Annotated in this window: 24 protein-coding genes; 15 read left to right on the top strand and 9 right to left on the bottom strand. The window is 67.2% G+C overall.

Translation table 11 applies throughout. The features are described 5' to 3' along the window. Nucleotides 1–78 precede the first annotated feature (78 nt). The 7 genes from B5520_RS02515 to B5520_RS02490 all read left to right on the top strand — a co-directional run bounded on the left by B5520_RS02515 (nt 79) and on the right by B5520_RS02490 (nt 5869). Nucleotides 79–1197: a histidinol-phosphate transaminase gene (locus B5520_RS02515; RefSeq protein WP_079595469.1), complete on the top strand. Its 1119-nt coding sequence runs from the start codon at nt 79–81 to the stop codon at nt 1195–1197. Between the two features lie 64 nt (nt 1198–1261). Further along, a complete protein-coding gene (gene hisB / locus B5520_RS02510; protein ID WP_079595468.1) occupies nt 1262–1888 on the top strand; it encodes an imidazoleglycerol-phosphate dehydratase HisB in 627 nt (208 codons plus the stop codon). Beyond that, nucleotides 1885–2673, top strand: coding sequence for an imidazole glycerol phosphate synthase subunit HisH (hisH, locus tag B5520_RS02505; RefSeq protein ID WP_079595467.1), 789 nt, complete (start codon nt 1885–1887; stop codon nt 2671–2673). The genes hisB and hisH overlap by 4 nt, the downstream gene beginning before the upstream one ends. Beyond that, the gene (locus B5520_RS22680) at nt 2674–2835 is read left to right on the top strand and encodes a hypothetical protein (RefSeq protein WP_176156710.1); all 162 of its coding nucleotides are present in this window, start codon (nt 2674–2676) and stop codon (nt 2833–2835) included. It begins immediately after the preceding gene. Between the two features lie 38 nt (nt 2836–2873). After that, nucleotides 2874–3620, top strand: a complete 747-nt coding sequence (gene priA, locus B5520_RS02500; protein ID WP_079595466.1) for a bifunctional 1-(5-phosphoribosyl)-5-((5-phosphoribosylamino)methylideneamino)imidazole-4-carboxamide isomerase/phosphoribosylanthranilate isomerase PriA — start codon at nt 2874–2876, stop codon at nt 3618–3620. 27 nt (nt 3621–3647) lie between these two features. Beyond that, on the top strand, nt 3648–4523 hold the full coding sequence (locus B5520_RS02495; protein ID WP_079595465.1) for an SseB family protein: 876 nt from the start codon (nt 3648–3650) through the stop codon (nt 4521–4523). A gap of 56 nt (nt 4524–4579) precedes the next feature. Continuing rightward, nucleotides 4580–5869 (top strand): MFS transporter, encoded by a 1290-nt coding sequence (locus B5520_RS02490; RefSeq protein WP_079595464.1) that lies wholly within the window; start codon nt 4580–4582, stop codon nt 5867–5869. A gap of 171 nt (nt 5870–6040) precedes the next feature. Here B5520_RS02490 and B5520_RS02485 read toward each other — a convergent pair whose 3' ends face one another. Beyond that, nucleotides 6041–6427: a DUF1844 domain-containing protein gene (locus tag B5520_RS02485; RefSeq protein WP_079595872.1), complete on the bottom strand. Its 387-nt coding sequence runs from the start codon at nt 6425–6427 to the stop codon at nt 6041–6043. 348 nt (nt 6428–6775) lie between these two features. On the opposite strand from B5520_RS02485, the gene infC reads away from it, so the two are divergent. The 4 genes from infC to B5520_RS02465 all read left to right on the top strand — a co-directional run bounded on the left by infC (nt 6776) and on the right by B5520_RS02465 (nt 9603). Next, on the top strand, nt 6776–7810 hold the full coding sequence (infC, locus tag B5520_RS02480) for a translation initiation factor IF-3 (RefSeq protein ID WP_079595871.1): 1035 nt from the start codon (nt 6776–6778) through the stop codon (nt 7808–7810). A 118-nt stretch (nt 7811–7928) separates the two neighbouring features. Next, nucleotides 7929–8123 carry a 50S ribosomal protein L35 gene (gene rpmI / locus B5520_RS02475; RefSeq protein ID WP_009358635.1) on the top strand — a complete coding sequence of 65 codons (195 nt, stop codon included), beginning with the start codon at nt 7929–7931 and terminating at the stop codon, nt 8121–8123. Between the two features lie 118 nt (nt 8124–8241). Beyond that, nucleotides 8242–8628: a 50S ribosomal protein L20 gene (gene rplT / locus B5520_RS02470; protein WP_050055645.1), complete on the top strand. Its 387-nt coding sequence runs from the start codon at nt 8242–8244 to the stop codon at nt 8626–8628. Nucleotides 8629–8691: 63 nt separating this feature from the next. Then, the gene (locus tag B5520_RS02465) at nt 8692–9603 is read left to right on the top strand and encodes a TrmH family RNA methyltransferase (protein WP_079595463.1); all 912 of its coding nucleotides are present in this window, start codon (nt 8692–8694) and stop codon (nt 9601–9603) included. Between the two features lie 86 nt (nt 9604–9689). Here the strand turns inward: B5520_RS02465 and B5520_RS02460 are convergent, their stop codons facing one another. Together B5520_RS02460 and B5520_RS02455 are read right to left on the bottom strand one after the other, a co-directional pair. Continuing rightward, entirely contained in the window at nt 9690–9965 is a 276-nt protein-coding gene (locus B5520_RS02460; protein WP_009358633.1) for a GlsB/YeaQ/YmgE family stress response membrane protein, read from the bottom strand. A 204-nt stretch (nt 9966–10169) separates the two neighbouring features. Then, on the bottom strand, nt 10170–11378 hold the full coding sequence (locus B5520_RS02455) for an MFS transporter (RefSeq protein WP_079595462.1): 1209 nt from the start codon (nt 11376–11378) through the stop codon (nt 10170–10172). Nucleotides 11379–11540: 162 nt separating this feature from the next. On the opposite strand from B5520_RS02455, the gene B5520_RS02450 reads away from it, so the two are divergent. Next, nucleotides 11541–12002: a (deoxy)nucleoside triphosphate pyrophosphohydrolase gene (locus tag B5520_RS02450; RefSeq protein ID WP_079595461.1), complete on the top strand. Its 462-nt coding sequence runs from the start codon at nt 11541–11543 to the stop codon at nt 12000–12002. Here B5520_RS02450 and B5520_RS02445 read toward each other — a convergent pair. The 3 genes from B5520_RS02445 to B5520_RS02435 are packed head-to-tail and all read right to left on the bottom strand — an operon-like array spanning nt 11999 to nt 14334. Further along, complete coding sequence (locus tag B5520_RS02445) at nt 11999–13117, bottom strand: Rv2578c family radical SAM protein (RefSeq protein WP_079595460.1); 1119 nt, start codon at nt 13115–13117, stop codon at nt 11999–12001. The genes B5520_RS02450 and B5520_RS02445 overlap by 4 nt on opposite strands. 60 nt (nt 13118–13177) lie before the next feature. Beyond that, the gene (locus tag B5520_RS02440; RefSeq protein WP_079595870.1) at nt 13178–13858 is read right to left on the bottom strand and encodes an SIMPL domain-containing protein; all 681 of its coding nucleotides are present in this window, start codon (nt 13856–13858) and stop codon (nt 13178–13180) included. Nucleotides 13859–13869: 11 nt separating this feature from the next. Then, the gene (locus B5520_RS02435; RefSeq protein WP_176156737.1) at nt 13870–14334 is read right to left on the bottom strand and encodes a hypothetical protein; all 465 of its coding nucleotides are present in this window, start codon (nt 14332–14334) and stop codon (nt 13870–13872) included. A gap of 199 nt (nt 14335–14533) precedes the next feature. On the opposite strand from B5520_RS02435, the gene pheS reads away from it, so the two are divergent. The 3 genes from pheS to B5520_RS02420 are packed head-to-tail and all read left to right on the top strand — an operon-like array spanning nt 14534 to nt 18848. Beyond that, entirely contained in the window at nt 14534–15595 is a 1062-nt protein-coding gene (gene pheS, locus B5520_RS02430; protein WP_079595459.1) for a phenylalanine--tRNA ligase subunit alpha, read from the top strand. Between the two features lie 2 nt (nt 15596–15597). Continuing rightward, nucleotides 15598–18141, top strand: coding sequence for a phenylalanine--tRNA ligase subunit beta (gene pheT / locus B5520_RS02425; RefSeq protein ID WP_079595458.1), 2544 nt, complete (start codon nt 15598–15600; stop codon nt 18139–18141). A 38-nt stretch (nt 18142–18179) separates the two neighbouring features. Continuing rightward, a complete protein-coding gene (locus tag B5520_RS02420) occupies nt 18180–18848 on the top strand; it encodes a 4'-phosphopantetheinyl transferase family protein (RefSeq protein WP_079595457.1) in 669 nt (222 codons plus the stop codon). Nucleotides 18849–18854: 6 nt separating this feature from the next. On the opposite strand, the gene B5520_RS02415 is transcribed toward B5520_RS02420, so the two are convergent. From B5520_RS02415 to B5520_RS02405, 3 genes are read right to left on the bottom strand one after another with little or no spacing between them, the layout of a single operon-like run. Then, a complete protein-coding gene (locus B5520_RS02415; protein WP_079595456.1) occupies nt 18855–20216 on the bottom strand; it encodes a M1 family metallopeptidase in 1362 nt (453 codons plus the stop codon). A gap of 19 nt (nt 20217–20235) precedes the next feature. Then, nucleotides 20236–24282 (bottom strand): Pls/PosA family non-ribosomal peptide synthetase, encoded by a 4047-nt coding sequence (locus tag B5520_RS02410; RefSeq protein WP_079595455.1) that lies wholly within the window; start codon nt 24280–24282, stop codon nt 20236–20238. Nucleotides 24283–24339: 57 nt separating this feature from the next. Continuing rightward, nucleotides 24340–25305, bottom strand: a complete 966-nt coding sequence (locus B5520_RS02405; RefSeq protein WP_079595454.1) for a quinone oxidoreductase family protein — start codon at nt 25303–25305, stop codon at nt 24340–24342. Nucleotides 25306–25382: the final 77 nt, after the last annotated feature.

Genomic DNA, 25382 nt, shown 5'->3' with positions numbered 1-25382 from the left:
GCAGAAGTCCGTGCACGCTGAGCGCGAACAGGGGCCGTCACATTTTCCGGTCTCCGGAACGGCCACTAAACTGTTCAGGTGAATGACCAGCTTGAGCGTCTGAACCGGCTTCCCCTCCGCAGCAACCTCCGCGGGCTGACCCCCTATGGGGCGCCCCAGCTGGATGTCCCCATCCTTCTCAACGTCAACGAAAACACCCACGGTGTTCCCGCGGACGTGCGGGCCGCCATCAGCGCCGCGGTAACAGAGGCCGCCGCCGGGCTCAACCGCTACCCGGACCGGGAGTTCACCGAGCTTCGGAAGGCGTTGGCCGAATACCTGGGGCATGGACTGGATGAGGCCAATCTCTGGGCTGCCAACGGTTCCAACGAGGTGCTCCAGCAGATCCTGCAGGCATTCGGCGGTCCGGGCAGGACGGCGCTGGGCTTCCCTCCCACGTATTCGATGTACCCGCTGCTCGCCAGCGGCACCGACACCGAATACATCACAGGCGAACGCGCCGAGGGGTACGGCCTCAGCGCCGAATCCGCAGCACGCCAGGTCAAGGAACTGCAGCCAAACATCGTTTTCCTGAGCTCGCCCAACAATCCCACCGGCACAGGCCTGGGACTGGATGTTGTGGAGGGCGTCTATGCCGCCGGTGAGGCCAGCCAGACGATCGTGATCGTGGACGAGGCTTACCACGAATTTGCCCACGACGGCACGCCGAGTGCCCTGACCCTGCTGCCGGGCCGCGAGCGGCTCATTGTCACCCGCACCATGAGCAAGGCTTTTGCCCTGGCCGGCGCCCGGCTGGGCTACATGGCCGCGGCACCCGAAGTCACGGACGCCCTGCGTCTGGTCCGGCTGCCCTACCACCTGTCCGCCGTCACCCAGGCCACGGCCCTGGCCGCCCTGCAGCACCGCGAAGCCCTGATGGCCGATGTTGAGGACATCAAGAGGCAGCGTGACCGGATCGTCTCGGAGCTGACCCGTATGGGCCTCAAGCCCGCTGTCTCGGACTCCAACTTTGTCTTCTTCGGCGGACTGGATCGGCCCCACGACGTCTGGCAGCAGCTGCTGGACGCCGGTGTGCTGATCCGGGACGTCGGAATCCCCGGCCACCTGCGCGTGACCGCCGGCACTGAGACCGAAACCACAGCCTTCCTCACATCCCTGGAAAGCATCCTTGCAAGCCAGGCTGCCCTTCCAGCCTAGACTTGACGTACCGGGCGATGTGCGCCCCCCGAATCAAACCTTCTGCCTTAAAGGACACCTGACCATGAGTTCCACCGGATCGAACGCGGGCGCCTCCCGGACTGCGCGCATGGAGCGTGCCACCAGCGAGTCGTCCGTGCTCGTGGAAATCAACCTCGACGGCACCGGCATCTCGGACATCGACACGTCCGTGCCGTTCTACGACCACATGCTCACGGCGCTGTGCAAGCACTCGCTCATCGACATGACGGTGAAGGCCACCGGCGACATCCACATCGACGTCCACCACACCGTGGAAGACGTCGCCATCACCTTCGGCGAGGTGCTGCGCACCGCCCTGGGCAACAAAGCCGGGATCCGCCGGTTCGGCGAAGCTACCGTTCCCCTGGACGAAGCGCTGGCCCACGCCGTCGTGGACGTTTCCGGACGGCCCTACCTGGTGCACGGCGGCGAGCCGGCCGGCCAGGAGTACCACCTCATCGGCGGCCACTTCACAGGCTCCCTGACCCGGCACATCTTCGAAGCCATCACGCTGCACGCAGGGATCTGCCTGCACATGAACGTGATCGCGGGCCGCGACCCGCACCACATCGTGGAAGCGCAGTTCAAGGCGTTCGCCCGGGCGCTGCGCGCTGCCGTGGAGCCGGATCCCCGCGTTGAAGGCATCCCGTCCACCAAGGGCGCGCTGTGAGCGGCCAGGTCCTGAAAGACGGGGCCATCATCGATCCCTCTGCGTCCCGGAAGCTGCCCTCGCCGGAGGGAAAGCCCACGGTCACCGTCCTGGACTATGGCTCGGGCAACGTCCGGTCGGCCGTGCGCGCCCTGGAACGCGCCGGTGCCGAGGTGGTCCTCAGCGCGAAGCCCGAGGATGTCCTGAACGCCGACGGCCTGGTGGTCCCCGGCGTCGGCGCCTTTGAAACCGTCATGCGCGAACTCAAGGCCGTGGACGGCATCCGCCTTATCGGCAGGCGGGTTGCCGGCGGCCGCCCGGTCCTCGGTATCTGCGTTGGCCTCCAGGTGCTTTTCGAGGCCGGCGTCGAACACGGCACCGAGGCCGAAGGCATCGGGGAGTGGCCCGGGAAAGTCGAGCTCCTGCCGGCGGACGTGGTGCCGCACATGGGCTGGAACACCGTGAAGGTGCCGGAGGGCTCCAAGCTCTTCGCCGGGGTTGAAAACGAGCGGTTCTACTTTGTGCACTCCTATGGAGTGCAGGAATGGAACTTCGACGTCATCCAGCCGCGGATGTCGGCGCCCTTGGTCACCTGGTCGGAGCACGGCGCCCCGTTCATCGCGGCGGTCGAAAACGGCCCGCTCTGTGCCACGCAGTTCCACCCGGAAAAGTCCGGCGATGCCGGTTCCCGGCTGCTGCGGAACTGGGTGGAGGCCCTGAACCGCCCCGCTGCCGGCGGCAATGCCCCGGCTGCGGAGAACCCGGCCGCCGGCGACACTTCGGAGCCGGCCGGCGGCAGCGCCTAGATGCTGTGGTCCGTTATCCTGATGGCCCTCGCCGGCCTGCTGGTGGGCGGTGCCCTGTCCTTCCGGCAGCAGCACAAGCCGCTCTGGACCCAAATATCGTTCTACGTCCTGGCGGGCATGGCTTTGCTTGCCGCCTACCTGCTGACGCTGCCGGCCAACTGACGGCCCGGCCCACCCTGCCCCAACCCTGAAGGATGAAGATGACCACCGCTAACGATCTGCCGGTTCTTGAACTGCTGCCCGCCGTCGACGTCGTGAACGGGCAGGCCGTCCGGCTGGTCCAGGGCGAAGCAGGCAGCGAAACGAGTTACGGCACTCCGCTGGAGGCCGCGTTGAACTGGCAGCAGCAGGGCGCGGAATGGGTGCACCTGGTGGATCTGGATGCCGCTTTTGGCCGAGGATCGAACGCTGAACTGCTCCGGGAAGTGGTGGGCCGGCTGGACATCAACGTGGAACTCTCCGGAGGCCTGCGCGATGACGAAACGCTCGAGGCCGCCCTGGACCTCGGCGTAGCCCGCGTAAACCTGGGCACCGCCGCCCTGGAAAATCCGGACTGGACGCGCCGGGCCATCGACCGCTTCGGCGACAAGATCGCCGTCGGCCTGGACGTTCGCGGAACCACCCTTGCCGGCCGCGGCTGGACCAAGGAAGGCGGAGACCTCTGGGAGGTCCTCGGCCGCCTTGAAGAGGCAGGCTGCTCCAGGTATGTCGTTACCGACGTCACCAAGGACGGCACGCTCCAGGGTCCCAACGTCGAACTCCTGCGCCAGATGGTGGAGAAGACGGGCAAGCCCGTGGTGGCCTCCGGCGGCATCTCCAGCCTGGACGACCTGAAGGTCCTGCGTTCGCTCGTGCCGCTCGGTGTCGAAGGCGCAATCGTAGGCAAGGCGCTGTACGCCGGGGCCTTCACACTTCCCGAAGCCCTAGACGTCGCCGGCCGCCGCTAGGGCCCTCCCTAAGGAATCAGTCGCAGTATGGCCAACCACGAAGCACCCGCACCGCGCCCCCTTCCAGGGCACATCGCGGCAGCACTGGCAGGCGCGGGAGGTGCCACGGACTCCGCCGGCCAACCATGGGCGGGCCGCAGCCTCGCCGGCGACGACGCCAGGATCCACAACTTCGAGGACGATGACGGATCGGCTGACGCCAGTTACCTCGCCGCCGTCGTGGACCTCCGGGCAGGCACAGTGGACGAAACAGCCGTTGTTGCTTCCCTGGCCACCGCTCGGGTCTTCATTCCCATCGTTGCCCAGCTCGCCGAAGAAGGGGAATCCGCCCACGGCCTGCACGCGGACAAGCAGGCGGACATGGCCCTGGTCACCCTGAAGGCTGCAGACGGCCGGACCGCCATGCCCGCGTTCACCTCGGCCGCGGCGCTGGCCAGCTGGCATCCGGACGCCCGGCCGGTAGCCGTCTACGCAGCCCGCGCCGCCTTGTCCGCGGTGGCTGAGGGCGCCGAACTCCTGGTTTTGGATCCCGGGGGCGAGGTCACCTTTGTGGTCCGCCGGCCTGCGGTGTGGGCCCTTGCCCAGCAGCAGGACTGGACCCCCTCCTACATGGATGGGGAACTCGCGGCGGAAATGGGCCGGGCCGCCGCGGATTTTCCCGCTGTCCGCCGCATCGAGCTGTTGCCCGGCGGGGGAGTGGCGTCCCGTACGGCCGACGGATCCGCCATGCCGGGCGGAGGAGCCGGACCCGAGCTGCAGGTGGTGCTTTACCTCGAAGACGGCCTTGACGCGGCAGGGGTTCAGCAACTGGTGGCGGGGCTCCAGGCCGAGTGGTCACGGAATGTATTGTTTGGGGAGCGGGTCGACTCAATCGAGATCAAGTTGCGGCGCGCAGCACAGTAGCCGGCAGCCGTGCGGGGTGACCCCCGGTCCGCTGCGGCAGACGTAAGGATCACCTCGTGAATTTCGCTCTCTACCGGGAGTTGCTCGCCGTCCGGCCCATCCGGCGCCTGCTCCTTGTGGGCATGGTCGCCCGTATCCCGCATTCAGCTGCCGGAGTCCTGCTGACCCTCCACATTGTCCTGACCCTCGGCGAGGGGTACGCCGCCGCCGGTGCGGCAGCGGCCGTCATGACCATCGGCATCGCCCTTGGTGCCCCCTGGCGGGGCCGGCGCGTGGACACCGCCGGCCTGCGACGGGCCCTGATCCCGTCCGTCATCTCGGAAACCGTCATCTGGTCCATCGTTCCGCACGTGTCCTACCAGTGGCTCCTGCCGCTGGTGTTCGTGGGCGGCCTGCTTACCCTGCCCATCTTCAGCGTGGTCCGGCAGTCCCTGGGCGTGCTGGCCGATGGCGATCAGCGGCGTACCGCGTTCGCCCTCGACGCCATCACCACCGAGATGGTGTTCATGATCGGCCCGGCCGCGGGCGCAGTGGTCGCCACAAGCGGCTACACCACCGCCGGCCTGACGGTGGTGGGCGTCTCCACATCACTGGCCGGGCTCTTCCTGATCTGGTTCAATCCGCCCACCCGGAGCCCCGAACAGAGCGTGGAGTGTGCCGCTGACCAGCGCCATGCCGCGGAAGTCGCCGTCGTGTCCTCCGCCCCGGCCCACGTGCAGGAGGCGGCTGCCGAGCTGGTACCGGCCGGAGCCACGGCGACGCCCGGACTCCGCAGCAAAGTGGCCCGAAACTTCGCCTGGTTCACCGCCACCGTGGCCGCGCTTTTTGCCGTGGCGGCAGGCGCCGGAATGGTGCTCAGCGGCACCGACGTGGGTATCGTGGCAGCCCTGGAAACCGGCGGCCGCCAGAGCGAAATCGGCATTGTCTTCCTGTTCTGGTGCGCCGCGTCAGTGGTGGGCGGGCTTGTCTACGGCGCCATGCACCGGCCCGTCGCGCCGATTGTCCTGCTGCTCGGCATGGCGGCGCTGACCATCCCCATGGGATTCGCCCACGACACCTGGACACTGGCCCTGTTCTCGATCCTGCCGGGACTCCTGTGTGCTCCGGTGCTCTCCTCAGCCTCCGAGAAAGTGGCGGACCTGGTATCCGAGGAGCGCCGCGGGGAGGCCATGGGCTGGTATGGCTCGGCGCTGACCGCCGGAGTTGCCCTGGGCGCGCCGCTCGCCGGGATCTTCATCGACGGCATGGGTCCGTCCGGCGGGTTCGTATCCGTGGGGGTTGCGGGCGTCCTGCTGTGCCTCGTTGGCCTGGTTCTCCAGCTCCGCCGCCGCAGGGTGGCCGCCTGACCTTCCCAGCACACGGCTGCTGTGGGTCAACGGATGGACTGCCGCCTCACCGGAAGTGGGGCAGCAGGCCTGTACCAACGACGACGGCGGGCCGACCCCTCGAGGTCGGCCCGCCGTCGTCGTGGCTGCTTTGGCCCTAAGGCGTCAGGCAGCCGGTGTCATTGCGTGATATCAGTTGACGGCGCCGGTGTACTTCTCGCCCGGGCCCTTCCCGGGGGCATCCGGGATCAGGGATTCTTCGCGGAAGGCAAGCTGGAGCGAACGCAGTCCGTCGCGCAAGGGTCCTGCATGCTGGGAGCCGATCTCGGGCGCAGCTGCGGTCACCAGGCCTGCCAGCGCAGTGATCAGTTTCCGGGCCTCGTCCAGGTCCTTCAGTTCCTCGGCGTTGTCCTCCGCGGCAAGCCCGAGCTTGACGGCTGCGGCGCTCATCAGGTGGACGGCGGCGGTGGTGATGACCTCGATGGCCGGTACCTCGGAAATGTCGCGGATCTGCTGGGAGACGTCGCCGCTGGCGTCGGCGGACTCGAAAACGTATGAATTACTGTCTGGGGTGCTCATACTGGTAAGCTTGACACAGACCAACTGGATGTCGTTATTTCAGAGACTCGGTTCCCACCGGCGCTTCGCTGCGTTGACGGGAATTTTTTCTGTAGAATGGCATGCAGTTTGCAAGCGGAGTTCTCTCCCACCCGCGTCAGCCGCTGTTCCGAGTGTTCTCCTTGAACATCTCCGGGACGCAAGGTTGCCGGGTACCTGGTTGGGCAAGGCGCCGGCGTTCGCCGGGGACCTTGCATGCTGTCCTTTCGCGGGACCGGCATCACCAACCGTTCAGAGGCCTTCGATTGCTCCGGCAGTTGGGGGCCTTCTCTATTTGCCGGATTCCACAACAAAAACAGGAGCTTTAACATTAGCGAGCCAAGAATCAATGAGCGTATCCGCGTCCCCGAGGTGCGGCTGGTCGGCCCTGCAGGTGAACAGGTAGGCATCGTCCGTATTGAGGATGCCCTGCGTCTGGCTGCCGAGTCCGACCTTGATCTCGTTGAAGTTGCACCTCAGGCGAAGCCTCCGGTGTGCAAGCTGATGGACTTCGGCAAGTACAAGTACGAGGCCGCGGTCAAGGCACGTGAAGCCCGGAAGAACCAGACAAACACCGTTCTGAAGGAAATCCGCTTCCGCCTGAAGATCGACACCCACGACTACGAGACCAAGCGCGGACATGCACTGCGCTTCCTCGGCGCCGGGGACAAGGTCAAGGCCATGATCCAGTTCCGCGGCCGTGAGCAGCAGCGTCCGGAGATGGGCATCCGCCTGCTCCAGCGCTTCGCCGACGACGTCGCCGAAGTTGGTGTGGTGGAGTCCAGCCCCCGCATCGACGGCCGCAACATGGTCATGGTGGTGGGCCCGCTCAAGAACAAGGCTGAGGCCAAGGCCGAGGCACGCCGCGCAACGCAGCGTGCCGAAGCGAAGGCGCAGAACGAAGCCAAGGCGTCCGGACGCATCGATGTTTCCGGTGACGACCAGGCCCCCCTGACGCAGTCCCTGGCGGACCTGCTGCCTGAGGGTTTCACCGTCTCCACGGAACCCGAAGCACCGGCCGAGGCCCCCGAGCAGACGCCGGCACCCGCCGTCGAGCCTGCCGCAGCTGAAGCCCCCCCGAAGGCCGCCGAAGCCCCCAAGCAGGAAGCTCCCAAGCAGGAAGCTCCCAAGCAGGAGGCCCCTCAGCAGGAAGCCCCCAAGGCTGCCGCACCGGCTCCCAAGGCTGCCGCGCCGGCCCCCAAGCCTGTGGCGGAGAAGCCCGAAGCTGCCCCGGCAGCTGCGGCTCCCAAGCCTGCAGCAGTACCTGCTCCGCCGAAGCCGGTGGCCAGGCCCGCCGCGCCGAAGCCCGCCGCCCGTCCTGCCCCCAAGGCAGTGCCGAAGCCGGCCGGTAAGAAGACCACTTAGTTCACAGCTGCCGGAGGTTCCGCCTCTCGGCAGTCAGCAACCAGCATGCCGCCCGCAGGGGCGGCTGCGCGATGAAGCTGCAGGCATAGCCTGCGGATACGTAAGGAGATCGGTTCCCATGCCGAAGATGAAGACCCACAGCGGTGCTAAGAAGCGCTTCAAGCTGACCGGCAGCGGCAAGCTGCGCCGCCAGCAGGCCAACCGCCGCCACTACCTGGAGCACAAGTCCTCCCGGCTGACCCGTCGCCTCGCCGGTGACAAGATCGTCTTCAAGGGCGACGCCAAGGTCATCCGGAAGATGCTCGGCATCTAATTTCCAAGTTCTTTGACTGACAGCCACCTGGTTGTCAGTCACCTGCCAAACAGCCTTCTCAGGCCGCCGGGAAACCGGCAGTAGATGCTTGGGATCAGATTTTCGAAGGAGTACGCACGTGGCACGTGTGAAGAGGGCGGTCAACGCCCACAAGAAGCGCCGGGTTATCCTTGAACGCGCAAAGGGCTACCGTGGACAGCGTTCACGCCTGTACCGCAAGGCCAAAGAGCAGCTGCTGCACTCGTTTGTGTACAGCTACGGCGACCGCAAGAAGAAGAAGGGCGACTTCCGCCGCCTGTGGATCCAGCGCATCAACGCGGCTTCCCGCGCCAACGGCCTGACCTACAACCGCCTCATCCAGGGCCTGAAGGCCGCTGAGGTTGAGGTCGACCGTCGCATGCTGGCCGAGCTGGCTGTCTCCGACGCCAACGCCTTCGCCGCACTGGTCCAGGTCGCCAAGGACTCGCTGCCGGCCGACACCTCCGCCAAGAAGGTTGTTGCCTAGCAACGCTGCTCCCCGTGAGGGGACAGTTCAGGAACGGGTGGCAGCAGCCACTACAGTTCTTATATGAACGAAACCGGGCGCCCGCAAGATTTTCCACTCTCCAACCCCCGAGCTGATCGGGTCCGGGATGTGGCAAAACTTGCAGGGCGCCCGGCCCGTTTAAAGCGTGGACAGTTCCTCGCGGAGGGGCCCCAGGCCGTGCGGGAGGCCTTGAAGCTTCACCACGAGCGCCTCGCCGCGGGAGCCCCCGGTATCGTCACGGAAGTTTTCGCCAGCGAGGCCTGCCTTGACCGGTTTCCGGAGTTCGAGGAACTTGCAGAAGGAACCAACGCCCGGCTTGCCACGGACGAGGTCCTCGCGGCTATGGCGGACACCGTTAATCCCCAGGGCATCATCGCCGTGTGCGGCTTCGTCGATGTGGCGCTGGAGGAAGTGCTCGACGCCGGGCCCCGCCTGATCGCAGTGCTCTGCCAGGTGCGCGACCCGGGAAACGCCGGCACCGTTCTGCGCGCCGCGGACTCCGCAGGGGCTGACGCCGTGGTCCTGACTTCTTCCAGCGTGGACATTTACAACCCCAAGGCCGTGCGGTCGACAGCGGGGTCCCTGTTCCACCTGCCCGTGGTGCTGGGCGCGGACCCTGCTGAACTCGTGGCCGCCTGCAAGGCCCGGGGGATCGGAGTCCTGGCTGCCGACGGCTATGGCCCGCTGAACCTGGACGCGCTGCAGGACGAAAACGCCCGCCGCCGCCTGACCGGAGCCGGGCCGGAGTCCATCTATGACCTGGCGGCGCCCACCGCATGGCTGTTCGGCAACGAGGCGCAGGGGCTCTCCGCGGATGAGCTTGCGCTGGCCGACCATCGGGTCGCCGTCCCGGTGTATGGGGCCGCTGAAAGCCTTAATCTTGGCACTGCTGCCACCGTTTGCCTTTACGCGAGTGCGCGTTCCCAGCACTTGCCCGCTGACGTGACCGCCTGAGCTTCCGCCGGGCGTGCGGTGGCATGAATAAAGGCCCCGGATTGTCCGGGGCCTTGGTGCCATGAAATTTCAAATAACGGAAAGCATCAGGGGGCGCGGGTGGCTTTTCCGCGTCCGGTGATGGCTCCGTAGATGCCGGCAACGACAAGGCCGCCGACGATAGCGAGAATCCAGGTGCCGAGGTCAAAGAAGGCAAGATCGCCCCTGTTGAACAGGAGGCTGCCGATCCAGCCGCCAACGATGGCGCCCACCACACCCAAAACAAGGCTGGTGACCCAACCGCCGCCGACCCGCCCGGGCATGACCGCTTTAACGATGGCCCCTACAATGAGGCCGAGAATAATCCACGCAAGAAAACCCATGTCTCCTCCTTATGGTTACCGGGATTTAATAGTCCCGATGAGCCTCAAGCTAACATAACGGCACCTTAATGTCAGCAGGCTTACGGCCTGCCGCTGACGTAGGCGGGAGCACGGGGGCAACCGGTTCCTGCTGACGGCGGGCGGCAGAAAAGCGCAACGGACCGCCGGGGGGAGCCTCCGTTTGGTAACGGCGTGGACGCTGGATTACGCGGCCAGCGGCTTTCTGCGTTCCAGGACTCCGCTGACGACGGCGACCCCGAAGCCGAGGATGGCAAGGACGGCACCTACCAGCGCCGGGGCAACGTATCCCCAGCCCAGCGCGATCACGAGCCCGCCGAGGAAGGCACCCAGGGCGTTCGCCACGTTCAGCGCCGCGTGGTTCAGGGACGACGCCAGCGAAGGGGCATCCGGTGAGGCGTCCAGCAGCCTGGTCTGCAGCGCAGGAATCAGCATGGAGCCGGAAGCGCCCACCACAAAGACCATCACGAAGGCTGACCACGGCCACTGGACTGCCACGGCGTAGACCACCAGCGCCACCGCAATGGCCGGGAGCACCTTGTACAGGGTTCCCATGACCGACTTGTCGGCGATCCGTCCGCCCACGATGTTTCCGGCCACCATGCCCAGGCCGTAGAGGGCCACCACGACGGGAATCAGCGACGACGGGATCCCTGCTACCAGCGTCATGGTGTGGGCGATGTAGGTGTAGGTGGCGAAGAAACCGCCGAAGCCCACAACGCCGATCAGGATGGCCAGCCACACCTGCAGCCGCTTCAGCGCGCCCAGTTCCCTGACGATGCTCGCGTCCGGATGGGCTGGCTGGAAGGGGACGAACCGCCACACCAATGCCAAAGTCAGCAGGCCGATGAAGCCCACCAGGACAAAGAGCAGCCGCCAGCCATAGGTCTGGCCCAGCCAGGTGGCGAACGGCACACCAATAACGTTGGAGATGCTGAGGCCCGCCATCACCATGGAGATGGCCCAGCCGCGCTTGGAGGGCGGAACCAGGGAAGCGGCAATGACGGCCGCCACGCCGAAGAAGGCCCCGTGCGGCAGGCCGGCGGCAAACCGTGAAACCAGCATGGTCCCGTAGTCGGGGGCGATGAACGACGCCAGGTTGGCCACCGTGAAAAACACCATCAGGCCGAGCGCAAGGTGCTTGCGGGGGAGCCTGGCACCCACCGCCGCAAGCAGGGGAGCTCCAACCACCACCCCCAGGGCGTAGGCGGAAATGAGGTGCCCCGCCTCCGGCGTACTGATCCCCAAACCCTGCTCCACCTCTTTCAGCAGGCCCATCATGGTGAACTCGGTGACACCGATGCCCACGCCGCCCATGGCGAGGGCAATAATGGCCATCGCCAGGTTGCGGGAGGTGGTGGGGGCTGCCGTGGACGTTTGGAGGGCGCTGCTCATATGCCTGCTTTTCGAGGAGAAATTCTGCTGGAAGGAGTGTTGCCACGGCGATGGGGCGGAGGGACCTGGACCCCTGTTCGGAAACCCCTGACCGGTGAGGAGTATTCCCGGTGCCTGGCTGAGGTGCCCGGCTGCTCCCATTGTCCCCCATAGAATGATGCGGTGACTGGACTGATACAGGTGGTGGGCGGAGCCGTGGTGGACCGCTTGGCGGAACCGGCCATGTTGCTGGTGGCCCGGCGCAGCGCACCGGAGAAGCTCGCTGGCCTTTGGGAGTTTCCGGGCGGCAAGGTGGAGCCGGGCGAGGACCCGGAAGCTGCCCTGATACGGGAGCTGTCCGAGGAACTGGGCGTCGCTGTCCGGCTGGGTTCCGAACTTCCGGGGGAGGACGCGTTGGGATGGCCGCTGAATGACCGCGCTGCCATGCGGGTCTGGTTCGCGGAAGTCACGCATGGGGAGCCCGCGCCCCTGGAAGACCACGATGAACTGCGCTGGGTGCCGCTGGCGGATCCGGACACGGTCCTGGCCTTGCCCTGGATTCCTGCGGACTTCCCGATTGTCCGGGCGCTGCTGGCAACCCTGGCCGTTCCTGCCGGCAGGACATCCGGCTGGAACGGCAGCTAGAACAAAGCCTCCTGGTTTGCCTGCCCTGCCTGTCCCCGGGCTTGGCCTGACCTTTGGAGAAGGCTGCCGGCCGCAGCTTCCGGAATGATGCCTGCGGGGTATTCAGCTTCCTCAACGCGTGGATCGTCCAGGTCCCGGTGGCTGAATCCCGACGAATGGGAGAAGCCGTGCCTTGCCTTGAAATAGCGGACTTTCCCGGCAAGCCAGGTGCGGTACTCCTTGGACGCGTAGGAGCCCGATTCGTAAAGGCGACGGTAGCGGCCTGCCAGCTCGGGATGGTTGGCCGCAATCCACTTCATGAACCATTCCCGGGTGCCGGGCTTCAAGTACAACGCACCTGCGGTGACCCCCGTAGCCCCCGCGGCAGCCAGGGAAGCGAAGAGCGCATCCAGCGCTTCGTCGCTGTCCGAGAGCCACGGGAGGATGGGCATGGCCATCACACCGCAGGGAAGGCCGGCCTCGCGAAGCCGGGAAACCAGCTTCAGCCGTGCCCGGGGACCCGGCGTGCCCGGTTCAATAGCCTCGGACAGGGCTTCATTGGTCATGGCCAGCGAGATTCCCAGGCCCACTGGAACCTGGGTGGCAGCGCTTTTCAGCAGCGGGATGTCCCGCGCCAGCAGTGTGCCCTTGGTCAGGATGGACAGGGGTGTACCGGAATCCGCAAGGGCGGAGATGATCCCCGGCATGAGCCGGTACCGGCCCTCCGCACGCTGGTATGGATCCGTGTTGGTGCCGAGTGCCACCTGATGGCGACCCCAGGATGGTTTGGCAAGTTCCTTGCGGAGTACTTCTGCGGCATTGACCTTGACCACCACCTGGCTGTCGAAGTCCAGGCCGGCGTCGAAGTCCAGGTAGGTGTGGCTCTTGCGTGCGAAGCAGTAGACGCAGGCGTGGCTGCAGCCGCGGTATGGGTTGACCGTCCACTCGAACGGCATGCGGGACCCCGCCGGTACTTTGTTGAGCACCGATTTCGCGGTGACCTCATGGAAAGTGATGCCGGCAAACTCGGGAGTGGTCACCGATCGGACCAGCCCGGCGAGCGGGAGGAGCGCCGGAGCTGGTCCGCTGGTTTCCTCCGCAGGTGCCGGCACCAGTGCTTGTGCGTCCCATCTCATGCCACCTATTCGAAAACATGTTCGAATAAAAGTCAAGGCCATACCTGGCTTGGCGGATCGTCAGGCGTGCAGTTCCCAGACCACAGTCACCGCGGTTTCCACCCGGCTTTCCCCGGGTTCAATAGCCAGGCTTTCCACGGCGCTGGCCCGCTGGATCCCGGCCAGCGGCACCGGGCCCTGTGCCGGATGGTGTTCAGTTACGGAAACCACAGGTCCCAGCGTGGCCGAAGCCAAGGCAGCGAACTGCGCGGCAGCCCTGAGCGCATCCTGCCAGGCGGCCGCGCGTGCCTGTTCCCTGACGGCTGAGTCGTCGGAAAGGGTCAACTGCAGGCCGTTGAGCCGGGCGTCGTTGCCGCCTGCGCGGACGGCTTCCGATATGGTGCCGGACGCGGACGCCAGGTTCCGAAGCCGGATGCTTAAAGTGCTACCGGCAACGTAACCGGCAACCTGCTGGCCTTCGCCCTCGCGCCAGACGAGGTCGGCGCGCACCGTAAGCCCGGTTGTCCGGGTGTCGGCGGCAGCAACGCCGGCACTGCGGAAGACGGCAATAACTGCAGCCAGTGCTTCCCCCGCACCGGAATAAGAGGCCTCAACTGAAGCGGCACGGCACTCCACGCCGATGGAAACGAGCATCAGGTCCGGGGCGGCTTCCGCCCACCCGGTGCCCGTCACCGTGACAGTGCCGGCGCCCCCTTGCCGCTCCAGGTTTTCCCCGTCCCCGCTCTCTTGGTTCCCGTTCATCCGGCCCATGGTCATGACCAACCCCGGGACGCGAGGGATTCCCGGGAGGGGTAGCCTCCCGCAACCAGTCCGGCGTGCCGCTCAAAGATATTGGCCGTCCCGGGATTCCCGGTCCGCAGGACGGACCACCCGGCGGCGGCGAGATACAGCGGGATGAACGGAACCCCCAGGCACCAGGCGTACTGGGTGCAGTGCCTTTCCTCATGGCCCAGCAGGGCGGGCAGTGACAGCAGATCGTGCGCCGGGCCCCTGCAGAGGACCACGTTTCCCAGCGTGAACGCCCGTGCAAAGGGCAGCCGCCACCGATAGCCCGCGGCGAGGATGAGGCCGCGCGGACCCCTGCTGAGGCGGGTGCGGGCGGTAACTGCTACGGCCACACCCAGCACCGTACTGCCATTGATGAGGTTCGCGGCCTGCCTCAACCGCTGGGCAGCGGTCAGGGGTGGCAGGGATCCCGGGCGCTGCCGCAGTGTCATGAGGCCATGGTAGCCGGAGGGTTCAATTAGACTGGAGGGCAGTGGCCGCCGGTTTTGCCGGTGTGCCCTGACCTGGTCATTGAATGAACTGAATTTGAGGGCATTCATCCATGACCTGCCAGTGACGGACGCGCCGCCGGGAGACCGCGCAGGGCTGCTCCGCTCGCCGGCAGCCACGACTCGTAGCTAAGAACAGTAGATGACTGAAACTTTGCCGGGCGCCGCCATTCCGAACCCCACGGATGAAGCCGCCATCAACGCCGCTGTAGACCAGGCCATCACCGCCATTGCCGGTGCGGCCACCCTTGACGAGCTGAAGGCGGTGAGGCTGGCGCACACGGGGGAGAAGTCCCCGCTGAGCCTCGCCAACCGTGAAATCGGCAAGCTGCCCAAAGACCAGAAGGCGCTCGCCGGAAAACTCATGGGTGCATCCCGCGGGCGGGTCAACAAAGCGCTCGCCGACCGCACCGAAGTCCTCGAGGCCGAGAACGACGCACGCATCCTCCTGGAGGAGACCGTGGACGTCACGGCGGCTCCGCGCCGCCGTCGTGCCGGTGCCCGGCACCCGCTCTCCACGCTCCAGGACCGCGTGGCGGACATCTTCGTGGGCATGGGCTGGGAAATCGCCGAAGGCCCCGAGGTGGAATCGGAATGGTTCAACTTCGACGCCCTGAACTTCAAGCCGGACCACCCGGCCCGCGAGATGCAGGACACCTTCTTCGTGGAGCCCCCGGAGGCCCACCTGCTCATGCGTACGCACACCTCACCGGTGCAGGTCCGCTCCATGCTGGAACGCGACGTGCCCATCTACGTGCTGTGCCCCGGCAAGGTGTTCCGCACCGACGAGCTGGACGCCACCCACACCCCGGTGTTCCACCAGTTCGAGGGCCTGGCCATCGACAGGAACCTGAGCATGGCGGACCTGCGCGGCACCCTGGAGCACTTCGCCCGGCAGATGTTCGGCGATGAAGCCTCCATCCGGCTGCGCCCCAACTACTTTCCGTTCACCGAGCCGTCCGCCGAGCTGGACATCTGGCACCCGGATGCGAAGGGCGGTCCGCGCTGGATCGAGTGGGGCGGCTGCGGCATGGTCAACCCCAACGTCCTCCGGGCTGCCGGCATCGACCCGGACGTCTATTCAGGTTTTGCCTTCGGCATGGGCATCGAACGCACCCTCATGTTCCGCAACGAGGTGGGCGACATGCGCGACATGATCGAAGGCGATGTACGTTTCAGCGAGCACTTCGGGATGGAGATCTAACAGTGCGTATCCCACTTTCCTGGCTGCGTGAATTCGCAGAGGTACCGGCCGGGGCAACGGCCGAAGACGTGATGGCCGAGCTGGTCAAGGTCGGTTTCGAAGAAGAGGACGTCCACCGTCCCACGGACACCCTGCAGGGACCCATCGTGGTGGGCCAGGTCCTGAGCCTGGTCAAGGAACCGCAGACCAACGGCAAAACCATCAACTGGTGCCAGGTCCGGGTTGTCCCCGAGGGCAAGGAACAGACCCTCACGGGAGACGGCATTGACCCGTCCGGCGTGCAGGGCATCATCTGCGGCGCCCACAACTTCGTGGAAGGCGACAAAGTGGTGGTCACCCTTCCCGGCGCGGTGCTGCCGGGGAACTTCCACATCTCCGCCCGCAAGACGTACGGCCACCTGTCCGCCGGCATGATCGCTTCGGTGCGCGAGCTGGGCATCGGCGAGGACCACGACGGCATCCTGGTCCTGTCCCGCATCGGACTGGACCCGGAAATCGGCACTGATGCCATGGAGCTCCTGGGCCTCTACGACCAGGCTGCCGAAATCAACGTCACCCCGGACCGTGGCTACGCCTTCTCCATCCGTGGTGTGGCCCGCGAGTACGCGCACGCCACCGGAACAACGTTCACGGACCCGGCCGGCAAGGTCCAGGCCCCGGCTGAACTTTCCGGCGGCTACGGCGTCAAGATCAACGATGACGCACCCATCTACGGCAAGCCGGGCTGCGACCGCTTTGTGGCACGCACGGTCCGCGGCGTGGATGCCACGCGACCCACCCCGCCATGGATGGTTTCCCGGCTGCGGCTGGCCGGCGTCCGTTCCATCTCCCTGCCGGTGGACATCTCCAACTACGTCATGTTCGAGCTCGGCCAGCCCACGCACTGCTACGACCTGGACAAGCTGTCCGGAGACATCGTGGTCCGCCGTGCCGCAGCCGGCGAGAAAATCACCACCCTGGACAGCAAGGAACGCACCCTTGACGCCGAGGACCTGCTCATCACGGACGACTCCGGCGCCATCGGCATCGCCGGCGTCATGGGCGGGGCGGCCACCGAGGTGAGCGACTCGACGTCGAACATCCTCGTGGAGGCCGCGCACTTCGACGAGGTGTCCATCGCCCGGTCGCGGCGCCGGCACAAGCTGCCCTCCGAAGCCTCGAAGCGGTTCGAACGCGGCGTGGACTGGCAGGTTGCCGGGATCGCCGCGCAGCGTGTGGTGGACCTCCTGGTGGAACTGGGCGGCGGCATCGCCGACGAAACCGGGACCGACGTCGGAACCGCTCCGGACACCGTCACCATCGAACTGCCTGCTGCCTTCGCTGCCGCGAGGATCGGCATCGACTTCACGGAAGAACAGATTGTCACGTCCCTCGAGGACCTGGGCGCGGCAGTGGTGAAGCACGACGGCGGCTATACCGTTACGGCCCCGAGCTGGCGGAACGACCTCGAGACCAAGGAAGACCTTTCCGAGGAAATTGCGCGGCTGGTGGGCTATGACAACATACCCGCCACCCTGCCGGTGGCCCCTCCCGGCCGGGGCCTGACTCGCGTGCAGCAGCAGCGCCGCCGCCTGATCCAGGCACTGGCGGATGCAGGCCTCACCGAGGTGCTGTCCTACCCGTTCGTCTCCAAGGCGGCCAATGACACCTTCGGTGTGGCTGAGGAGGGTGCTGCCCGCAGCGCGGTCAAGCTGGCCAATCCCATCAGCGAGGAGCAGGGCTTCCTGCGGACCTCCATCCTGCCCGGCCTGATCGAGGTGGCCAAGCGCAACCATTCGCGGGGCTTCCGCGACCTGGCGCTGTTCGAATCCGGGCTGGTGTTCCTGCCGGGCGAGAACCTGGGAACCGCCTCCATCCCGCCGCTTGGTGCCAAGCCCGCCGATGAGGAGCTGGACGCGCTGTATGACGGCGTCCCGGCGCAGCCCTTCCACCTCGCCGCCGTCCTGACCGGCCATGATTCGCCGGCCGCCGCAGAGCACACGCCTCGCGCGTGGGACTGGGCCGACGCGCTGGACATCGCGCGCCTTGCCGGCGACGTCCTGGGTGTTGAGCTCGTGGTCACCCAGGGCAGCCACCAGGCATTCCATCCGGGCCGTGCGGCGCAGTTGTCGCTGCGCACGGGCGAAGTGGTGGGGTACGCAGGTGAGCTCCACCCCAAGCTGCTGGCTTCGGCGGACATGCCTGCCCGCTCGGTGGCACTCGAGATCAACGCCGATGCCCTGTTCGAGGCCGCGCCGGAGGTGATCGTGGCCCGCCACATCTCGGCATTCCCGGTAGCCACCCAGGACGTTGCCCTGGTGGTTCCGGCGGATGTGCCGGCGGACGAGGTCCTGGCCGCGCTGCGCGAAGGCGCCGGTGAACTGCTGGAGGATGTTGCACTCTTCGACGTCTACGCAGGCAAGGGCATTGAGGACGGCAGGAAGTCGCTGGCCTTCGGGCTGCGGTTCCGTGCTGCCGACCGGACCCTCACGGCGGACGAAGCCTCCGCCGCCCGGGAAAGTGCCGTAGCACTGGCCGGCGAACGGTTCGGGGCAGTCCAGCGGTAGCAGCCGTTCCCGCGGAGAGCTCCTGAAAGGGCGGGTGCATGGTGTCGCAGCTTGTGGTGCGGGCCATCCCGCCCTTTCTGCTGTCCGGGGAAGCCGGGCAGGTCCGCCGTGACGCTGAAACGGTGCTTGATGCCTCCGAGCTGGCAAGGGCACGGGCCATGGAGCCGGCAGCCGGGGACGGCTTCCTGGCGGGGCGGCTCGCCCAGCGGCTGTTCGCGGCCGAACTGCTGGCCGTGCCCGCCACGCAGCTGGCGGCCTCCTACACGTGCCCCCGCTGCGGCGCCGGACCCTATGTCAGCCACGGCCGCCCGGGTTACCTGCTGGGCGGCGTGCCGGCACCGCTGGCACTCAGCCTGTCCCGGGCGGCGGGCTGGACACTGCTCGCCGCTGTGGTTGACCCTGAACCCGGACTCCGGCTGGGAGCGGACGTGGAAGATGCCGCCCGCACCGGCTTCGACGGGTTCCCGGCACTGGCACTCAGCGCCGCCGAGCAGCACAGCCTGCGGGCCCTCGACGGCCGGGACCTGCTTGCGGCGAGGGCGAGGCTGTGGGCGCGCAAGGAAGCCTGGCTGAAAATGACCGGGGACGGGTTGCGCACTGCACCATCGTCGGTGGACGTCCTGGCGCGCCCGGAGATAAGGGACCTGGACCCGGCCGGGACCGGGCTGCCCGCCCGCCTGGCGGCCGCCGTCGCGCTTTCCCTCTAGGCGGCGTCAGCGCACCGGCAGGGGCGGCAGGACCTCTTCATACAGCCACGGGTGCAGCAAAGCCTCCGTGTCCAGGGCGGTGGCCCGGTCCACTGCGAGGATGAAGTCATGGGTGGACACGGACCCGTGGCGGTGCCGGGCGGTCCACTCCTGGAGCAGGGCGAAGAATGCGAGGTCGCCGCATGCGAGCCGTACGGCGTGCACGGCCAGCGCTCCCCGTTTGTAGACGCGGTCATCGAACATGTGCTGCGGTCCCGGATCACCCACCAGGAGGTCCTGGGCGTCCGCCGCCAATCCGCGCCACGCAGCTTCGGCGCGGGCGGCGACGGGCATGACCCCGGCTTCCTCCGACCAGATCCATTCCGCATAGCAGGCAAAGCCCTCGTGCAGCCAAATGTCCTGCCATGAGGCCGCCGTCAGGGAGTTGCCGAACCACTGGTGCGACAGTTCATGGGCGATCAGCCGCTGCGATTCCCAGTCCTGGTCCAGGTGGTTGGGGCCCAGGATGGACATGCCCTGGGCTTCGAGCGGAATTTCCAGCTCATCTTCCGTCACCACCACGGTGTAACCGGGGAACGGGTACGGTCCGAAACAGTCGATGAAGGTCCGCATCATGGCCGGCTGCAGTGCCAGCCCGGCCCGTGCACGGTCGGCCAAAGCGGCGGGTACGGCAACGGGCTGGGGCACCGGGGCAGCATGCCTGCCCGTCTCCAGTTCCAGGACGCCATAGCGGCCGATCTGCACCGTCGCCAGGTAGGTGGGCATCGGCTCGGCCTGCTCATAAACCCACGTCTCCCGGCTGGAGCGGGTGGTGCGCGACTGCAGGACACCGTTGCATACGGCGCGGTACCCGGCGTCGGTGGTCACGGTAAGCCGGTAGCTGGCCTTGTCCCTGGGGTGATCGTTGCACGGGAACCAGGAGGGCGCCCCGTTCGGCTGCCCGGCCACCAGGACGCCGTCGGACAGCTCCTCCCAGCCCACCTCGCCCCACAGGCCCCTGCGCGGTGACGGATTGCCCTCGTAACGGATCTCAAGCGTGAACTGTTGCCCCGGCTGCAACGGGGAAGGCGCGGACACCACCAGTTGTTCCGGCCGCTGGCTGAACCTGGCCGCCTTCCGGCCGTCCAGCTGCACCTTCGTGGCCCGCAGGCCGGTGAAGTCCAGGACGATGGCCGACGTCGGCACCCGGGTCACGCCGTGCAGCACAGCCCTGCCGCTGAGCCGGTTGGTGCTGACCCTGTAGTCAAGCTCCAGTTCGTAGCGGTCCACGGTGAAGGCATCGGTGCCGGAGCCGGGCAGGTAAGGGTCGGGGGCAGCGTCCCTGGACACGGGGACGTGGCCGCCGGCGGCTGATACTGGAGAACTCATGGATAACCTTTGCTTGCTTTTAGGCAGGGGGTGCTGCGGGTCCCCGCCACGGACTGACCGGGTTGCCCATCCAATACGTTGCGGCGGGGACTGTTTCGCCGCGCATCACCAGGGACGCCGGTCCCACGGTTCCGCCCGCGCCAACACTTGCCTGCGGGAGGATGACGCCGTGCGGGCCCATGGTGGCCCCGTCTTCGAGCGTAACAGCGTCAATGCTCATCACCCGGTCGTGGAAAAGGTGCGTCTGCACCACGCATCCGCGGTTCACCGTGGCGTTCCTGCCCAGCGTCACCAGGTCGGCCTCCGGCAGCCAATAGCTCTCGCACCACGTGCCGGACCCGATTTTCGCGCCGAGGGAACGCAGCCACCAGACCAGGGCGGGGGTGCCGGTTGCGGCGCGGGCAAACCAGGGTGCACTGACCAGCTCGATGAAGGTGTCCACCACTTCATTGCGCCAAATGAACGAACTCCACAACGGGTGCTCGCCGGCACGGATCCGTCCCACCAAAATCCATTTGGCGATGACGGACGCTGCGGCGGCCACCGCCCCGGCCAGGAGCATCACGACGCCGCTGAGGATCGCCGCGCCACCATAGCTGAAGGTTGCAGCCAGCCAGTCAAAGGCAAGCATGGTGCCGACGGCGATTCCCACCGTGAGCACCACCGGCACGAACCTGCCCAGTTCCCAGAGGGACCGGGCCAGTTTGAGTTTCAGCGGTGGCTGGAACGTGCGGGAGTCGTCGGAGTCGATGGCTGTCCGCCGCAGCCGGACGGGTGGGCTGCCCAGCCAGGAGGTGCCCGACTTCGCCTTCGCGGGGGTCGCGGAGAGGACTGCCACCAGGGAATTCTTGGGCACGCTGCGTCCTGCGGCCGTCATTCCGGAATTGCCCAGGAAGGAACGCTTGCCGATTTTGGCAGGAGCCACCCGGAGCCAGCCGCTGTCCAGTTCGTAGGAGGCAACCATGGTGTCATCGGCCAGGAACGCACCTTCGCCCACGGTGGTCATTGCGGGAATCAGCAGGACGGTGGACGCTTCCACGTTCCTGCCGATCTTTGCCCCCAGCAGCCGGAGCCACACGGGCGTGAAAAGGCTCGCGTAGATGGGAAACAGCAGGTCCCGGGCAAGGTCCAGGACGCGCTCCGTGGCCCAGACCTGCCAGCCGACGCGGCTGCGCACCCGGTGATACCCCTCGGTAAGGCCGATGCTGAGCAGACGCGTGACGGCCAGGATCAGCAGGGCATTGGTGAGGAACCATGCCAGGGAGGCCAGTGGAAGGGCCAGCAGCAGCTGCGGCAGGGCAGCCGACAGCGAGGCGCTGCCCTGGATGAAGAGGAAAGCCACCCAGAGCGCTGCGGCCGCCGACAAATAAGGGATCACCGCCAGGGCTGCCGAGGCCGCGGCGAAGCCGGCAAACCACAGCCTCGCCGCGAAGGGGCCCGGGGCCGGGGCATCGGGCACCGCATGTTTTGCCTTGCCCTGCCGCCGGGCGGGGGAGCCGGCTACCAGCTGGCCCGCCTTGACCTTGCCCAGTACTGCGGATCCGGCCTCCACCTGGGCGCCAGCTCCCACGGAGGCGCCGGGCATCAGGGTGCTGCGGGCCCCCACCGTGGCCCCGGATCCGATGCGGATGGCACCAATGTGGACGTTGTCGCCGTCGATCCACCAGCCGGAGAGGTCAACCTCCGGTTCCACGTTGGCTCCGTTGCCCAGCGACAGCAGCCCGGTGACGGGCGGCAGCGAGTGGAGCTGGACGTCCTTGCCGATTTTCGCGCCCAGTGCCCTGGCGTAATGGGGGACCCAGGGTGCGCTGGCGAGGCTGATGGCGCCGGCCAGGTCCTGGATTTGTTCGGCGAGCCAGAGGCGCAGGTGGACCTTCCCGGAGCGCGGGTATGTTCCGGGCTTGACGCCGCGCAGCAGGTACCTGGCCGAACCGACAGAAATCATCATCCGCCCGGCCGGGCTCACAAACACCAGCCAGGAGGCGCCCACCCACCACCACGAAACGGTGGGGGCAGCGGAGAAGCCCGCCAGCACGGCGAGCACGTTGTTGATGGCCATGACGTACGTCAGCCACCGCATGCCCACCAGGACGTGCAGCGGAACGCCCATCAGGGTTTGGAAGACCTGCGACTTGCGGGCCGTTGGCCGTACTGCACGCTCGGGAGCCGGGCCTGTGTCTCCCTCCGGCCGGGACTGCCGTGCCACCTCGATCAGGGCACCCGCCCGGGGCGTCGCGTAAATGTCGGCCACGGTGACGGTGGGGTAGCGGACGCGCAGGGCGGACACGAGCTGGGCCGCCGACAATGATCCTCCCCCATAGGCGAAGAAATCGGCGTCAAGGGACGTGACCGGGCTGCCCAGGACTGCGCTCCACTGCTCCACGATCCAGGCGGCATCGTCGGGCAGGTTCAGCGATGCCGCATCGGCCTCGGCTGCGCCGGCCCCGGCAAGGGGCCAGGGCAGGGCATGCCGGTTCACTTTCCCGCTGGTCTTCGTGGGCAGCGAGTCCACCAGGGTGAGCAGGGGGACCAGCGCGGCGGGCAGGCTGGCCGAGAGCTGGTCCCGGGCAGCGGCCAGGTCAAGGTCCTGCCCGGCGACGGGCGCGAGGTAGCCCACCAGGATCTGGTTGCCGGCCGCCGTCGTCTGGACTGCCGCGGCAGCTCCGGCCACCTGCGGGAGTGACTGCAGGGCCGCGTCAATTTCGCCAAGCTCAATCCTGCGCCCGCCCAGCTTCACCTGTTCGTCCGCCCGGCCCTGGAAAATCAGGCCCGCCTGCTCATAACGCACCAGGTCTCCTGACCGGTAGGCACGCGACCAGCCCAGCCCCGGCATCGGTGCATATTTTTCCGCGTCCTTGGCCGGGTCCAGGTAGCGGGCCAGGCCCACTCCGCCGATGATCAGCTCACCCACCTCGCCCTCGGCCACCGGCACGCCGTTTCCGTCAACCACGGTCAGGTCCCAGCCGTCCAGCGGCAGGCCTATCCGCACGGGGCCCGGCCCGCCCAGAGGCGCCGCGCACGCCACCACGGTTGCTTCCGTGGGGCCGTACGTGTTCCAGACCTCCCGCCCGGCCACGGCCAGGCGCGTAGCCAGCTCAGGCGGACACGCTTCGCCGCCGAAGATCAGCAGGCGGACGTTCTCCAGCGCCTCGGCGGGCCACAGCGCTGCAAGCGTGGGGACTGTGGAGACGGCGGTGATTCCGTGGTTGATAAGCCACGGGCCCAGGTCCATGCCGGTCCGCACCAGCGCCCGCGGGGCCGGGACCAGGCAGGCCCCGTGCCGCCACGCCAGCCACATCTCCTCGCAGGAGGCGTCGAATGCCACCGAAAGGCCGGCCAGGACCCGGTCCTGCGGTCCCAGCGGTTCATCCTGGAGGAAGATCCGCGCTTCGGCATCCACAAAGGCTGCTGCTGACCGGTGGCTGACGGCCACGCCCTTCGGGGTGCCGGTGGAGCCCGACGTAAAGATGACCCAGGCGTCATCGTCAGGAACAGGCGGGCGGGCACCGGCAAAAGGAACTGTGCGGGCGGGACCGCCCAGGGGGGATTCCTGGAGTAGGCCGCCGGCTTCCAGGACGCCCGCCACCCGGGCCTCGCCGAAGACCAGCCGCGCACGTTCGTCGGGATCGTCCGCGTCGACGGGAACGTAGGCCGCCCCCACCAGGAGCACCGCGAGAATGGAAACGTAGAGTTCGTTGGTGCCGGACGGAATCCGCACGCCGATTCTGTCGCCGGCACCCAGGCCTGCCTGGTGCAGCCGCCTGGCCGCAGCCCGGACTTCTCCCATCAACTGGGAGTAGCTGAGCGAGCGGTGGCCGTCGTCCAGGGCTGAAGCGTCGGGATGCCGGGCTGCAGTGTCCCGCAGGATGTCGATGAGGGTCCGCTCCGGGGGCGCAGCCAGGGACCCGGGCAGCTGGGGAGCGTACCTTGGGGCTTCCCCTGAGGGCTGTCCGCCGGGCGGGACGTCACGGGAGGGACGGACGTCCTCAAGGGGGACCTGCTGCTGAGTCACTCCGGCATTCTGCCCGTGCCAGATGAACAGAAGATGTCCCGGATGACCGAACATTCCATTCCTGCAGGCCTTGCGTTCACCTTTTGTTCATCTTTTCTGTGGCGGCAGCCACTACGGGATCAGGATCACTTTGCCGGTGGTGTTCCGTGCTTCCAGGTCGCGGTGCGCCTGGGCGGCCTGGGACAACGGGTAGCGGGCACCGATGCGGACCTTCAAACTTCCATTGGCTGCGGCGGCGAAGATCTCCCCGGACCGCCAGCGCCGCTCCTGCTGGTTGAGCAGGAAGTGGCCCAGGGTCGGCCGGGTCAGCGTCAGCGATCCGCCGGCGTTGAGGCGTTGCGGATCCACCGGGGGAACCGCTCCTGAAGCGGCCCCGAACAGGACCAGCATTCCGCGCGTCCGCAGGCAGGACAGGGAACCGTCGAAGGTGTTGCGGCCAACGCCGTCGTACACCACATCAACGCCTTGCCCGTTGGTCAGCTCACGGACGTGGTGGGGAAATCCGTCGTACCGAAGCACATGGTCCGCCCCGGCAGCCCGGGCAAGTTCTGCCTTGGCGTCGGAGGAAACAGTGGTGATGACCCGGGCGCCCCTTTCCTTCAGCAGTTGGGTCAGCAGCAGGCCCACGCCGCCGGCGCCCGCGTGCGTCAGCACCGTGTGTCCGGGCTCCACCCTGAAGGAGGAGTTGATCAGGTAGTGGGCAGTCATGCCCTGGAGCGGCAGTGCTGCGGCGGTGAGGTCATCCACCCCGTCCGGCACCGGGAGGGCTTTGGCTTCGTCGATCAGGGTGTATCCGGCATAACACCGCGAGCCTTCCGCCGTGGCCACCCGGCTGCCTATGGTGAAGGATTCGACCCCCTCGCCCACCTCCTCGACCGTGCCCGCGGCTTCTGATCCGGGCGTGAAAGGGAAAGGCACCTGGTACATGCCGCCCCGCTGGTAGGTCTCGATGAAATTGACTCCCACCGCTGCCACCTTCACCAGCAGCTGGCCCGGACCAGGGACGGGCCGCTCAACATCCGCATACTCAAGGACTTCCGGGCCGCCTGCCTGCCGTGCGACGATTGCATGCGTCATTGCTCTCCTTCCCCGGGCCCGGCTTTTCCGGCCCCGGCTGCCGGAACCATCCTAGGGACACTTGTCCCTCAGCCGAC

The organism is Arthrobacter sp. P2b, from assembly GCF_900168295.1.
GTDB lineage: Bacteria > Actinomycetota > Actinomycetes > Actinomycetales > Micrococcaceae > Arthrobacter.
This window is presented reverse-complemented; position numbering and strand designations above follow the sequence as displayed.